This is a genomic window from Ruminiclostridium papyrosolvens C7 (assembly GCF_000421965.1).
In the GTDB taxonomy this organism is placed as follows: domain Bacteria; phylum Bacillota; class Clostridia; order Acetivibrionales; family DSM-1351; genus Ruminiclostridium; species Ruminiclostridium papyrosolvens_A.
Genome location: NZ_ATAY01000063.1, coordinates 163,928 through 178,564, shown reverse-complemented (window position 1 = coordinate 178,564; position 14,637 = coordinate 163,928). Strand labels below are relative to the sequence as shown.

The window sequence follows — 14,637 nt, the reverse complement described above, 5'->3', positions numbered from 1 at the left end:
ATCGGGCAGTAATGGCAAAATCGCCTTTACTGCCCAACTTTTTTTACTGATTGTTGTTATTACTAAACCAGTTCAATGTGTTAATATAGTTTGAATTTACTCCATATGAAATAATCATGTCATTGTTGTCACTAATTTCTATCCAGAGTTTATCTTCAGTAGAGGACGCAAGCTGTTCATAGTTAAAACCGCTAATATCCTTCCGGATTTCAGTAATAAAGCTTTTAAGTTTTTCCTTATCAGAAATGACAATAGGTTGTTTATTATTTGCATTATCGTGTACTTGTATATACTTAATATCATCTGCTTCCTGATGCAGTACCGGGAACCTTCCGTTTTTGTATTCCTTACTTTCATATATGGGACCTAGTGCAGAAGCATACAGGTTAGTATCCAGATTATAATACCTGACGATTTTTTTACCGTTTTTAAGGGTGTAGGCAATGTAGGTGGGAAAACCTTCCTTACTCCTGTTTCCCAGAATCATCTTATGAAGCTCAGTGATGTTTTTGATATTTGCAGTTTCTTTATAAATGGTAGTATTGTCATGTGAAGGACTTAGATATTTTTCATTGTCTTGGTTTTCCCACCAGTAGAGGTTGTATCCCATGTAAACGTTTGCAACCTCATCAGCAGCAGGCACTTTGTTTACATATCCGAAAATATCAAACTTGACACCTAACAGCATAATTATTAATACCAGTGCGTATCCCAGATAACCCTTGTAGGTATTAAGTACTTTAAAGGTTTTATTTGTTACCATTTGAACTACTACATAGCCGATTAATGCACATAGGAAATATCCGAATATTGCAAAGGGGACGGAGGCTCTGCTTATAGCTAAGAAATAAGCTCCGCCGACTAGTGTTGCACATACTGTAACACCGTATATAAACACGGGACGTATGGGCTTAAAGGTTATGATATCACCGGCGGTTTCAGGTCGTCTTAGTTTGAATGCAACAAGACCTCCCGCCAGAAGCAGCACTGATAAAACTATATAACCAACCACCATCCGAGGTGTAAGTTCTATGCTGTTGCTAAAGAGCATAGTCATAGGCAATTTGCGATAAAAACCTGTATTCGAATAAGTTGCAAAACCATATAGCAACGAAGATAGATTTGCTCTTATAGTCTCAAAGAAAAATAAAGGAAGTAAATTTAAAATATAAACAAATACTATCTGGGCAACGGAGCTTCCTGTAAACATGCCAACAAAAATTGTCATGGACATAAACAAAATTCCATATAAAAGGGATAGCCCAAACCATTTGAAAATAAGTCCCATTGTATAAAAATCAGATAAAAAGCTAAAGGAGTTCAGCAAGCCCATAACAAAAACATTTATCAATAAAGGCACAACATACAATATCAGTGTTGAAACAAAGCTGCTAAAATACAGTTCTGCTCTAGTAACGGGAAGACTGTGGTACAAAGAAGCTTGACGACCTTTTTGAATATACCTGTAGGCTAAAACTGCGATAATAACAGGAATAACAGCTGGAAACAACAGGCTTACTCCGCTATGGAAGTTCAGTTCACGAGCTATAAACTCTTTAATAAACTTAATATTGGAATTGTCAGTATTTAGATTAAATTTCTGCATGTAATGTGCCAGAGGCATAGTCAGGATAAGTCCTATTGAAAAAATTACACTGACCCACCAATAGCGTTTCAGATCGCTTAAAATTAAGCCTTTCTTAAATAAGGATGTTTTCGATTTCATAACCTTTACCCCCTAATTCATAAATGAAAATTTCCTCAAGGGAAAGCGGCAGAATATCCATTACAACAGGGTTTGTTGACTTGACATGGGATATTATCGCATCCTTGTTACCCCTGACAATTAATTGCAGCACGCTTCCGTTTTGGGTACGGTGTAATACCTCTCCATCCTTGAATAAATTATCCGGTGTATTGCCCGAATATGCAAGCTGAAGCTTGTGAATATCTGATTTCATATTATCAAGTTCACGCTCAACCATCATTTTACCCTGATATAGGATACCAACATGATCACAAATGTCTTCCAGCTCACGCAGGTTATGGGAAGATACCAGAACCGTTGTTCCGTATTCAGCAACATCCTGAAGTATCAGATTCCATACTTTTTTTCTCATAACCGGGTCAAGTCCGTCAACAGGTTCATCCAGTATCATCACTTTTGGCTTTGCTGAAATTCCAAGCCAGAAAGCTACCTGTTTCTGCATACCTTTTGAAAGCTTTACGACTCTACGCTTTATGTCAATTGGAAATACCTGCTTTAGAGTATTAAACCTCTCCCAGCTCCACCCGGGATACATACTGGCATAGAAAGAAGCCATTTCCTTTATACTGTACTGAGAAAAGAAAAAAAGATCGTCGGATATATAAACTATTTTGGATTTTGTTTCGGGATTATCAAAGACGGATTTACCATCTATGGCTATAGAGCCTGACTCGTTTTTATAAATACCGGTCAAATGCTTTATCAGTGTAGTCTTACCTGAACCGTTAGGTCCCAAAAGCCCATATACTGAACCCTCTTTTATGTGAATATCAAGAGAGTCAAGCGCTTTAAAGTCCCCGTAGGATTTGCTCAAAGATTTAACATGAATCATTGGGATGCCTCCTTTTTACTATATGTGTTCTGAATTACTTCGATTACTACCTGCTGGGGTGTATGAAGAAAAATCAATTCTTCCACCGTTTTCTGAATACTGAGCAAAAGCTCTTTTCGTCTGGGGTCTACAGAGCTTTTATCCAATGGGGCTATAAAATTACCCTTGCCTTTAACCGAGTAAATTATTCCCTCAGCTTCGAGGTCTTTATATGCTTTCTGAATAGTATTGGGGTTTATGGTAAGAGTTTGAGCAAGCTCTCTTACAGACGGAATTCTGTCGTCAGTTTCAACTGCCCCGGTTATAACCAGCTCCTTTATTTTATCTTTTATTTGTTCATAAATGGGTCTGGGGTCTTTAAAATCCAATTGTATCATAAGCACCTCCTTGTAAAACTGTATTAACGATAATAGTACACTTAGTACAGTATTATATTATTACCAGTTGAATAAAATGTCAACAATTTTTAGAATAGACATATTCCTCGGATATAAACAGATATATTATAATAGTATTAACAGGAGGGGATAAAATGTTTAAACCCGTAATCGGGATTCCAATGGGAGACCCCGCAGGAATAGGTCCCGAGATAATAGTAAAAGCTCTGGCTAATGATGAAATATACAAAGTATGTAATCCTTTGGTAATAGGTGATGCCGGAGTTATTGAAAAGGCAGCCCGGATATGCGGCATAAAAACCAATGTTAACACAGTAACAGGTATGGACATGATAAATTCAGACAAAAGGACTATAAACGTAGTGGATTTAAAAATAATAAATCCTGATTCTCTGGAGTACGGTAAGGTTCAGGCAGAAAATGGCCGGGCTTCCTTCGAGTACATAAAAAAGAGTGTGGAGCTTGCTACGGAAGGAAAACTTTCTGCAATAGCAACAACCCCTATAAACAAGCCTACACTAAAAGCGGCTGGAATAGAGTTTATCGGTCATACGGAAATACTTGCCGGATTGACAGACACCAAAGACCCCCTTACTATGTTCGAAGTCAGAGGAATGAGAGTATTTTTCCTTACCCGACATGTATCTCTGAGGAAGGCTTGCGATATGGTAACTAAGGAAAGATTACTGGATTACGTGGAAAGATGCACCCAAGCCTTGCAAAGCCTTGGAATAACAGAGGGTATAATGGCTGTGGCCGGATTAAATCCCCATAGTGGTGACAACGGTCTTTTCGGATCAGAAGAATTGGAAAACATTACTCCTGCAATTCAGGAGGCAAAAAGACGCGGGTTTGATGTGGAAGGCCCTGTAGGCCCTGACTCGGTATTCCATCTCGCATTAATAGGCAGATATAATTCAGTATTGTCCCTCTATCACGACCAGGGACATATAGCTACAAAAACATTGGACTTTGAAAGAACTATTGCAATTACCTTAGGACTTCCGTTTCTACGTACATCCGTTGATCATGGAACTGCCTATGATATTGCAGGGAAGGGGGTTGCCAGTGAGGTGAGCATGACGGAGGCAATACTACTGGCGGCAAAATATTCAGTTCCTTACTCACGGTGGGTAAAAAGAGCAGACTAATATTTATTTAAAACGTATTATATTGTATCTAAATAAAGTATTAAAAATTTGGGAGGTTAATATGGCAGACGTTATTGATTATAAAATTTATGGGGACGATATGCAGATTGTGGAGATAGAATTGGACCCATCTGAAGGTGTTAGGGCCGAAGCCGGTGCAATGATGTATATGGAAGATGGCATTATGATGCAGACATCCACAGATGGCGGAGCTTTTAAGGGATTCAAGAGAATGCTTACGGGAGAAAGCTTCTTTATCACTACTTTTTATAACGGGGGCGCATCAAAACAGCACGTTGCATTTTCAGCACCTTACCCCGGTAAGATAATACCGTTGGATTTAACAAGGCTGGGGGGCAATTTTCTGTGTCAAAAAGACTCCTTCTTGTGTGCTGCCAGCGGAGTGGACATTGAGATAGCTTTTACCAGAAAGCTTGGTGCAGGCTTCTTTGGAGGAGAGGGCTTTATTCTTCAAAGATTGGTTGGCGATGGTATGGCTTTCGTCCATTCAGGGGGAACAATTATTCAGAAAAATCTGCTTCCCGGCGAAACTCTGAGAGTTGACACAGGATGTCTGGTGGCTTTTTCGCCAAGTGTAGACTATGATATCCAAACTGTTGGAGGCTTTAAAAATGCACTTTTCGGCGGAGAGGGACTATTCCTTGCAAAGCTGACAGGCCCCGGCATTGTATTCTTGCAAAGCCTACCTCTTGCCAGATTATCAGACAGACTTTCATCCGCAGGAGCTCGCCATCGTGACCAGCAGTCAGGTATTGCAGGCATTGGAGGCGGAATTCTGGGAGGTCTCTTTGGAGGAGATAATAAGTTTTAAGCTTTAAACATAAAATAAAAGGCATTTCAAGGATGTTCCTTCATGAACTCTTGAGATGCCTTTTATAAGTTGGTAAAAAAAAGTGAACAAATTCTTAAAAATAATATAATTTATTTATTTTTTTCGTCCTATAACAAATAATTACAAAATTAATATACCAATGTCAAAAGGATTTATATTGATTTGGAAACAGTTTACATTCTATAATAAAAAACAGATTTACTAATCATTTTCTTTTCATTTTACTCCTATTCTTTACATTTGCCTATAGATAATCAATACATATATGTTATTTGGAAAATTTCACCGTGCAAGTATCGGGCCAATGTATGGGTTATCATAGGCTTTTATTTAAAAAATTCTGTTGTGCATTATTTCAAAACTATCTTAATGTAAATTAAAATAAGGAGGAAAAGTATGCTAAAAAATAAGGCGACAAAAAGGTTTATATCATTAACTCTTTCTATTGTAATTGTCTTATGCAGTATCTTAACTTTGACAGTGTCTCCAATGGTTGTTTCTGCTGCAACGCAGGCGGTCTATTATGTATCTCCTACCGGAAGTGACAGTAACTCCGGAACCATTGATGCACCTTTTCAGACAATAACGAAGGCCAGGGATGTAGTACGTACTATAAACCAAAATATGACCGGTGACATTTATGTTTATTTAAGAGGAGGAGACTATCGTTTAACCAGTACCATTACTTTTGGCCCGGAAGATTCAGGGACAAACGGATTCAGGATATTATACCAGGCATATCAGGGTGAAATACCTGTTTTAAACGGTGCAACAAAGGTTACAGGGTGGACTCAATATAACGGAAATATATATAAGGCTACCTTGAACCGCAATACCAAATTGAGATACCTTTTTGTAAATGACAAGAGAGCTCAGATGACCAAAAAAACCGTGAAAGCCCAAGGCGGATATGGGACTTATACTGTTACAAAAGGACAGGCCAGCTGGGCTTGGACAAGCGGCAGCAATAGTGACGGAGTTAAGTATAATGCGTCCGATGTACCGGAAATCACAAGCAATAAGGATGACCTTGAGATAGTAAACGGTTCAACTTGGAACGAAAATATTGTTTGTACAAGGGATGTTATTACGTCCGGTACTTCCAGAATACTTCTTTTACAGCAGCCATATGGAGCAATAGCGCAACTGCCCGGTTGGGGTGCAGCTTTTACCACTACCAGTACCCATACAATTTACAATGCATTTGAATTTTTAAATTCTCCGGGACAATTCTATTTTGATAAGACTACAAAAACCCTATATTATTATCCACGCTCAGGTGAGAATATGACTACTGCTGATGTTGAGGCTCCTGTTTTAGAGAGGCTCATAGACATCTCAGGGAAGTCAAATACAAACAGAGTTAAGAATATTACCTTCCAGGGTATTACCTTTGCAAATACGGACTGGAACCTCATTAAAGTCGGAGACTCCTACGGCAGAACAACTTGCCAGAGTGCTGACGGATTTATAGCTTATTATAATGGTAATTGGCATGACACCAAATACACTCTTCTGGATACATATCCAGGCATGATAAACGTAAGCAGCAGTGATTCAATTAACTTTACAGGCAATGTAGTAAAGCACAGTGCTGCCGACGGAATTACTATGGTAAACGATGTTATAAATTCAAATCTTATCGGTAACTATATTTATGACATCACGTCAAGCGGTATTACAGTAGGCCATCCACAGCATGTGTACTTGGGAGATGGCGGAGAACACCAGAAGTACGCACCGGGGGTAGAAGGTATTTGCACCAATGTTGTAATCAACAATAATATGCTGTGGGACTGCAGCACTGCTCCCGGATTCGGGGGATGCGCCGGTGTTACGGCATTCTTTGTAAACAAGCTCAAAGTAACGTATAACACGGTTCACACCACAGGCTATAACGGTATTACACTAGGGTGGGGCTGGTGTAATTTCCTGGACTCAAATACCTGTAAGGACAACGTAATAAATAATAACCGTGTATATAATGCATTAAACAGGCTCCATGACAGCGGAGCAATATATACAATCGGGCAAATGCCTTATACTACTATTAATGAGAATTATGTCAAGGGAATTCCTGATAACTCAACTGGACCAACTTATGGTTTGCATAACGATGAAGGAAGTGCATACATAACTGAAAATGACAATGTACTTGATATTAGTCCGGGGGTAACATATACAATCAACTGTGAGGATTACGGTCAAAAACACGACTTAACAATACTTAGAACCTATGCAACAGTTAACAAAATGGGTAAAAACCCTCCAAGCAGCACAATTGATACACCTATTGCAGTTCCGGATAATGTATGGCCTTTAGCACAGTACAATATAGCTTTGAAGGCTGGAGTTCAGGAAACATACAGAAGCATTCTGCCAAATAATCTGTTCCCGGTTCAGGATTATGTATTTCCTGCAAGCTGTGCTACAAAATGTGGAGCTGATTTAGATATAAGAAGTAGCGGTAATGCAGGAAATTCAGTATGGTTTGCTCCCGCCGGGACAACAAATTTTGTTGTGGGGCCAACTATGACCAAGGCAGCAGGAACTGCTACATCAATTGTAACACCTGAAACAGCAGGGACGTACAAATTATTTGTAGTAAATTCGTTAGGTGCTAAGATTGGTGAATCGGATGCATCGCTGAGAGTAAGCGGTTCGGCTTCACAAATTGAAGCTGAGAGTTTCTCCTCACAATCAGGAATTCAAACTGAAAACTGCAGCGAGGGCGGACAGGACGTAGGATATATTGAAAATGGAGATTATACAGTTTACAACAATTTTGATTTCAGAAACGGAGTTACGGCTTTTAAGGCCAGAGTAGCCAGTGGTGCCAGCGGAGGAAATATTGAAATCAGGCTGGACAGTATTACAGGGCCATTAGTAGGAACGTGTCCTGTGACCTCCACAGGGGGATGGCAGACCTGGGCTGACGCTACATGCAATGTCAGCGGTGCCAGTGGAATACACAATTTGTACCTTAAATTCACCGGAGGCAGCGGATACATATTTAACCTTAACTGGTTTCGGTTTACAGGTGGAGTCACACCCCCTGTACTTACAGGAGATGTCAATGGAGATGGTAGCGTTGATGCAACAGACTATGCCATGATGAAAAAGTACCTTCTCGGTTTAATCGATGATTTCCCTGTAGAAGACAAACTCAAAGCGGGTGACCTGAATAAAGATGGTGTTATTGATGCAATTGATTTGGCCCTGCTAAAGAAAAACCTGCTAAGCGGTATTTAGAAATTATAAAAGTGTTAATACCAATAAAAGCATCTATCAAATGATAGGTGCTTATTTCTTTACTATTTACCAATAATAGGATAATATTTTGATATAGGTGAGATACTTAGCTCATAAATTTGAATTTTTGGAGAATTCATATGAAGATTGAACATGTTGCATTATATGTAAATGATTTAGAAAATGCGAAGGATTTTTTCATTAAATATTTCAATGCTAAATCAAATCAAGGATACCATAACAAGAAAACGGATTTTAGGTCATACTTTTTGACCTTTGACGATGGGGCAAGGTTAGAAATAATGAATAAACCCAATATGTCTGATAAAGATAAATACTTAAACCGGACCGGTTATATTCATATTGCCATTAGTGTTGGGAGTAAGGAAACGGTTGATATCTTGACTAACAAATTAAAAAATGATGGATTTGAGGTTGCTAGTGAACCAAGAATGACAGGCGATGGTTATTACGAAAGTTGTATTGTTGGCTTTGAAGGAAATCAAATTGAAATAACTTTATAAACGTAACAACTCACTGGTGTGCTTTAGAAGGAGATATAACCCACATATTAGTTCGATACGGAAAATGTTAAAAATCTATTATTTATTTTCCTATTTTTTGTGACATAGGGTTGGCAAACCATCAAAAATTTTGTCTATAAATTTACTGCAATATATATTTACATAACAAATTATTTGTGTTACAATCAAGCTAAACCGATTAAGCAAAATACGCAACTAGTTTTGCTAATTGCTAAACCGCTATAACAAAATTTATTCTATTACATTTGTACAATATGGCGCCGGACGAATGTCAATATGGAATAAAACCAGCGGTAGTTCAATTGTTAAAGTCTAAAATGCTACTAATTAAAAACAAAGGACATTCAGGAGTGTGAAAAAATGTATCAGACGGTCAATGGTGCAACTCTCTACTACAACGAATATGGTTCGGGAGATAAATATATTTTGTCTTCCCAAATGGGTTTTGATTCTGATGAAATAGGATGGCCAATGGATCTGGCCGATGAAGGCTTCCATGTTTTTACGATCCAAATCAGAGGTTATGGAAAATCAACACTTGTTTCCGAGGATCTGGGCGGTGAGTGGTATAATATCTGGGCAGATGATGTTTATGAATTTGCTAAAAGCAAGGGAATAGAAAAGTTCCTTTATACCGGACAGTCCCATGGTGCAGGTATAGGCTGGCATCTGGCGCTGAGGCATCCGGAAGTTCTGGTTGGCTTTGCGGCTTTGGTGGGCGGACCTCATTCCAGAAAAGGCGGGGAGACTTCTCCCGGAAGACTTAAAACTATTATGTCCGCAGATGATCCCGAAGCAAGGATAAAGCGTGCTGAGGCAACTAAAATATATTTTCTTTCCTTTGCGGAGAAATTTTCCGATAATCCACAACTGAAGGCAGAATTTGAAAGGAAAGCTGAAAAAGCATATGAATGGGAACTTGAAAGGACAGCTGATGAAGTCCGTGTTAATCCCAGAAAACCGCTTTCATACCTGAAAACAGATGAGGAAGTTTATCAGGAGCTATCCAAAATTCAGATACCTGTTTTAATGATTAACGCGTATATGGATAAAATAGTGCCGGTAACAGATATTTTATGGCCGGTAAAAGTAATCAAAAATTCAAAATGCATAATTTTCAATAATGCCGGTCACGATGTCCATTATGATTGCCGTAATGATGTGAGGCGTGAAATAGCTTTATTTGCTTCAGAGTTATTCTAGATTTTACATATTAAATCAAGTAGGATGTTATGTTTACCAATTACTCAAATAATTCCAGAGGAGGAAAATCGAGTATGAAAAAGTTTATGAAAGTAATTAGCTTGTTAGTAATTACATCACTTTTATTGGTGAGTGTAGCGTGTTCAGGCTCAGGAAGCCCGGCTGACACAACGAATACAGCTAATGAGTCTGCTCAAGCATCAGGTAACGAAACGGCAAGTGATAAGCAGGGTGGAGTTTTAAGGATAGCATACGGTGATAAATTCAATTGTATAGGGTATCCGGCAGGAAGTACGACATACTATGAAAACCAAGTAATGGATGCAGCTTTAGAAACTTTGGGAAGATATGATGAATCAGGCGTTCTTGTTCCATATTTGGCCGAGGGATTTAAAATGGATGCCGATGCATTGACATTAACCATTAACTTGCGTAAGGATGTTAAGTTCCATGACGGTACGGTATGTGATGCGGAAGCAGTAAAATGGAACTTTGAAGAATTTAAGGCATCAGGACGTAGCGAAATCAATGATGTTGCCAGTATCGAGGTTAAAGATCCACTGACATTGGTGCTTCATCTTTCAAAATGGAATAATTCCATTGCAGATGCTGCCTTGTTTACAGCAGGAAGAATTATTTCACCAACTTACTTTAAAGCAAATGGAAAAGATGTAGCAATTGCAAACCCTGTTGGAACAGGACCATTTAAGTTTGTTAAATGGGAACGTGATGCTAGGATTGTTTTTGAAAAAAATAAAGACTACCGTGTTAAGGGACAACCATATCTTGATGGCATTGAAGTTGTTTTCATGCCCGATACTACAACCATTGTTTCTGCTATGAGAGCAGGAGAAATTGATGTAATTGCAACTGTTGACGGCACTGTAAGTGATGCAATGGAAGTTGACGGCCGTGCTCCTATAAGTCGTCCTCTTACAAGCGGAACTATTATGAATGGTCTTATGCCTACCAGCAATGACCCGTCACTACCTTTCCATAAATTAAAGGTGAGACAGGCAATTGCCCATGCCATTGATAAAGAAGCTATCGTTGCAATGAATAAAAAGCTTGGATGGGCATACTCAAATCAATGGACGCCTCCTGGATCATGGTCATATAACGAGGCTACTGTCGGCTATCCTTATAATGTGGCAAAAGCAAAGCAGTTACTTGCAGAAGCTGGCTACCCAAATGGCTTTACTTGCAAAGGATATGTAAATTCAGGTGATGTTAAATTAATGGAAGTTACCCAGGCATATCTTGCAGAAGTTGGTATTAAGATGGAAATTGTACCTATTGAATCAGCAAAAGAGAATGAGATGACCGGAATCAAAGGAACATGGGACGGCATTTTGCGTTGGGCTGGAAGAGGAGAAGCAGATATTGCACCGGTATATGCCAGAACTTTGACAGATGAGGGCGTTCGATGTGTTGGTGGAGTTATCCATCCTGAAGATATAAAGAAATTAATTGATTCTGCAGTAGCAGCAAAAACATTTGATGAAAAAGTGGCGATAAGCAAAGAGCTGTCAAAGAAAGTAATCGATGATTACTGCCTGCTTATCCCATTTGCTTCAATTAGCAGTCAGGTTTATTCAACAGATAAGGTTAAGGACAGTCATTTAGGATATTATCATATCTCTCACTGGACACCTGAACTTGTCTGGATAGAAAAATAATCGGATGCATTTCTGAATTTATATGAAGGCTGACCGGTGCAACCTAGAAACGTATCGGTCGACTTCATACTTGGAAACCTCGTTAATCTATTTTAAATAATAAGTGATATTAGTTAAGAACCTGCAGATTGGGGGCACATTGAAGGATGGCTCAATTTATTATTAAAAGGCTGATACAATCAGTTATTGTTATATTTATCGTTTCGATATTTACATTCCTACTGACTTACCTTATGCCGGGAGATCCTGTGTACGCAATGCTCGGCGGTGATATCACCCAGGAACAGTATGATATCGCTTACAAAGAGATGGGTCTTGATAAACCGATTTTTATAAGATATGTAAATTGGTGCGGAAACATCTTGGAGGGCGATTTCGGAAAATCATACAAGTACAGGATGCCTGTTATAGACCTTATAAAAGAAAGATTGCCAATTACCATGTATTTTGGGGTATTGTCAATAATAATAAGTACTACGTTGGGCATAATTCTAGGCATTCTTTCCGCAACAAAAAGAGGAAAATTAACCGATACCATTATTACATTACTGGCCAATCTGGGTGCGGTTATGCCTTTATTCTGGTTAGCTGTACTGGGGATGTCACTTTTCGCAATGCAGCTTAAATGGCTTCCCTCATATGGTTTTACATTTCCGACAGATAATTTTGTAACTAGTGTTAAGCAGACAATTTTACCTTTATTTGCATTGAGTGTTGGTGCTATTGCAGGTACGACACGCCAAATGAGGTCAAGCATGCTGGAGGTTATCCGTCAGGATTATATCAGGACAGCCAGAGCAAAGGGCGTTAAAGAATCCAAAGTCATTTCAGGACACGCATTAAAAAATGCCTTGATACCTATTGTTACATTAACAGGTATGTCTTTTAGAAATGTAGTCTCAGGATCTACTTCCGTTGAAATTATATTCAGCATTGCAGGAACCGGCCAGTTGCTGGTATCCAGTGTACTTAGCAAGGATGTTGCAACAACACAGGCATGTATTCTCATTGTAGCCGTCGTAGTGAGTATAGCAAATCTTATTGTCGATATTTCCTATGGCTACATTGATCCACGCATTCGTATACAGTAGGAGGTCGTAATATGAACAAGAGAGGGACAAGTCACTTCATGTCCGGCATCACAAGATTTTTAAAGCGGTTGTTCGGGCGCAGGATTGTAATTTTCGGTACAGTTCTGGTTGTATTATTTGTTATGACTGCACTACTTGCACCATACATCAGCCCACATAATCCATACAAGCAGAACCTGGCATTGTCATTTGCCAAACCGTCTGCAGAGCATATTCTGGGAAATGACGAGCTGGGAAGAGACATATTGAGTCGCTTGATTTACGGAACAAGAACATCCCTGTCAATTGGTTTTATTGCAGTTATGATTGCTGCAGGCTGCGGAATCATTCTTGGATTGGTGGCAGGTTACGTGGGAGGGGTAGTAAATTCAGTTATATCTCGTATTATGGATGCACTATTGTCAATTCCGGCTATCATGCTGTCACTGGGTCTTGGAATAATTTTTGGTTCAGGTATGGCAAGTCTTATGGTGATTCTGGGATTATCAACTATACCTACATATACAAGGTTGATGTGTGCTCAGGTGCTTGCAATACGTAATTCTGATTATATAAATGCGGAAAGGGTATTGGGAGCCGGCAGTATTAGAATTATGTTTTCTCATATTTTACCTAACTGTTTATCTCCGATAATCGTTCTTTTTACAATGAATATCGGTGGAACAATCCTTGCAGAAGCCAGCTTAAGCTTTTTAGGCCTTGGAGTAAAAGCGCCCATGGCGTCCTGGGGGGCTATGGTAAACGAAGGATATAGCAGGCTAATTACAAATCCTGTGTTTGCACTTGCGCCAGGTGTCTGCATTATGTTACTTGTGCTTGGATTCAATATTTTGGGAGATGGTCTGAGAGATATTCTTGATCCGCGCTTACGCGGGTCTATATGAGGAGATGCAAATGAAACATTTACTACAAGTCAATAATTTGAGCGTTTCGTTTAGAATTGATGATTCTGTTACAAAAGCTGTAAATGACGTATCCTATTATATAGATCAGGGCGAAACAATCAGCTTTGTAGGTGAGAGCGGGTCGGGGAAAAGTGTGAGTCAGTTGGCTGTATTGCAACTGATTTCAACACCGCCCGGGAGCATTGATAATGGATGTGTAATGCTCGAAGATGAAGAAGTGTTTAAATATTCGGCCAATGGTCCGGAAATGCGAAAAATACGTGGTGGAAAAATTGGAATGGTATTCCAAGAGCCGATGACCTCATTAAACCCCGTAAAAACCATTGGCAGCCAGCTTATGGAGCCAATATTAATCCATACTGGCGTTAAAGACAAGGAAGCCAGAAAACGTGCTATTAGTCTTTTAAGTCAGGTAGGAATACCTGATGCGGAGAAAAGAATGGGCGATTACCCCCACCAGTTTTCCGGGGGTATGCGCCAGAGGATCATGGTAGCCATTGCTATTGCTGGCAATCCAAAGCTTATTATAGCTGATGAGCCTACAACTGCACTGGACGTTACCACTCAGGCCCAAATACTGGAGCTGTTGAAAACTGTATCAGAGAAAAATGGTACTTCTCTGCTCATCGTTACACACAATTTGGGTATTGTAGCCCGCTATGCCCAGCGTATCTATGTAATGTATGCCGGAAGGATTGTGGAGTCCGGCTTATCACGGGACATTTTTGCCCATCCGTCACATCCTTATACAAGAGGGCTGTTGAATGCGATTCCAAGGTTGGATGACAGCAAGGAAAGAAAACTTCAGCCAATTGATGCTCCGGCAAAAATGCCACTGGATGATGGAAAGCGTTGTCCTTTCCTGCCCAGATGCAAATATAAATGCGACATGTGTTTTAGTCAGGGTATACCGGATTTGACCGAGTCAGTTGAAAATGGACATTTTGCAGCTTGCCGCCT

At 39.4% G+C, this 14,637-nt stretch carries 11 protein-coding genes and 1 pseudogene; 9 read left to right on the top strand and 3 right to left on the bottom strand.

Features of this window, described 5'->3' with window-relative positions; genetic code table 11:
• Positions 1–43: 43 nt before the first annotated feature.
• The 3 genes from L323_RS33975 to L323_RS33965 are packed head-to-tail and all read right to left on the bottom strand — an operon-like array spanning position 44 to position 2,977.
• Positions 44–1,726, bottom strand: coding sequence for a DUF6449 domain-containing protein (locus L323_RS33975; protein ID WP_020816130.1), 1,683 nt, complete (start codon positions 1,724–1,726; stop codon positions 44–46).
• Complete coding sequence (locus tag L323_RS33970) at positions 1,701–2,600, bottom strand: ABC transporter ATP-binding protein (RefSeq protein ID WP_020816129.1); 900 nt, start codon at positions 2,598–2,600, stop codon at positions 1,701–1,703. Before L323_RS33970 ends, L323_RS33975 begins: the two co-directional genes overlap by 26 nt.
• Positions 2,597–2,977 (bottom strand): GntR family transcriptional regulator, encoded by a 381-nt coding sequence (locus tag L323_RS33965; RefSeq protein ID WP_020816128.1) that lies wholly within the window; start codon positions 2,975–2,977, stop codon positions 2,597–2,599. Before L323_RS33965 ends, L323_RS33970 begins: the two co-directional genes overlap by 4 nt.
• A gap of 155 nt (positions 2,978–3,132) precedes the next feature.
• On the opposite strand from L323_RS33965, the gene pdxA reads away from it, so the two are divergent.
• The 9 genes and pseudogenes from pdxA to L323_RS42125 form a co-directional block, all read left to right on the top strand.
• Positions 3,133–4,149 carry a 4-hydroxythreonine-4-phosphate dehydrogenase PdxA gene (pdxA, locus tag L323_RS33960; RefSeq protein ID WP_020816127.1) on the top strand — a complete coding sequence of 339 codons (1,017 nt, stop codon included), beginning with the start codon at positions 3,133–3,135 and terminating at the stop codon, positions 4,147–4,149.
• A gap of 61 nt (positions 4,150–4,210) precedes the next feature.
• A complete protein-coding gene (locus L323_RS33955) occupies positions 4,211–4,981 on the top strand; it encodes a TIGR00266 family protein (RefSeq protein ID WP_020816126.1) in 771 nt (256 codons plus the stop codon).
• 417 nt (positions 4,982–5,398) lie between these two features.
• Positions 5,399–8,254, top strand: a complete 2,856-nt coding sequence (locus tag L323_RS33950; RefSeq protein WP_020816125.1) for a carbohydrate-binding protein — start codon at positions 5,399–5,401, stop codon at positions 8,252–8,254.
• A gap of 140 nt (positions 8,255–8,394) precedes the next feature.
• Positions 8,395–8,778 carry a VOC family protein gene (locus L323_RS33945; protein WP_020816124.1) on the top strand — a complete coding sequence of 128 codons (384 nt, stop codon included), beginning with the start codon at positions 8,395–8,397 and terminating at the stop codon, positions 8,776–8,778.
• Positions 8,779–9,159: 381 nt separating this feature from the next.
• Positions 9,160–10,002 carry an alpha/beta fold hydrolase gene (locus tag L323_RS33940; RefSeq protein WP_020816123.1) on the top strand — a complete coding sequence of 281 codons (843 nt, stop codon included), beginning with the start codon at positions 9,160–9,162 and terminating at the stop codon, positions 10,000–10,002.
• 74 nt (positions 10,003–10,076) lie between these two features.
• The gene (locus L323_RS33935; protein WP_020816122.1) at positions 10,077–11,681 is read left to right on the top strand and encodes an ABC transporter substrate-binding protein; all 1,605 of its coding nucleotides are present in this window, start codon (positions 10,077–10,079) and stop codon (positions 11,679–11,681) included.
• Between the two features lie 146 nt (positions 11,682–11,827).
• Positions 11,828–12,772, top strand: coding sequence for an ABC transporter permease (locus tag L323_RS33930; RefSeq protein ID WP_020816121.1), 945 nt, complete (start codon positions 11,828–11,830; stop codon positions 12,770–12,772).
• An 11-nt stretch (positions 12,773–12,783) separates the two neighbouring features.
• A complete protein-coding gene (locus L323_RS33925; RefSeq protein ID WP_020816120.1) occupies positions 12,784–13,656 on the top strand; it encodes an ABC transporter permease in 873 nt (290 codons plus the stop codon).
• 4 nt (positions 13,657–13,660) lie between these two features.
• A pseudogene (locus L323_RS42125) lies at positions 13,661–14,623 on the top strand (ABC transporter ATP-binding protein); the annotation flags it as partial.
• Positions 14,624–14,637 lie beyond the last annotated feature (14 nt).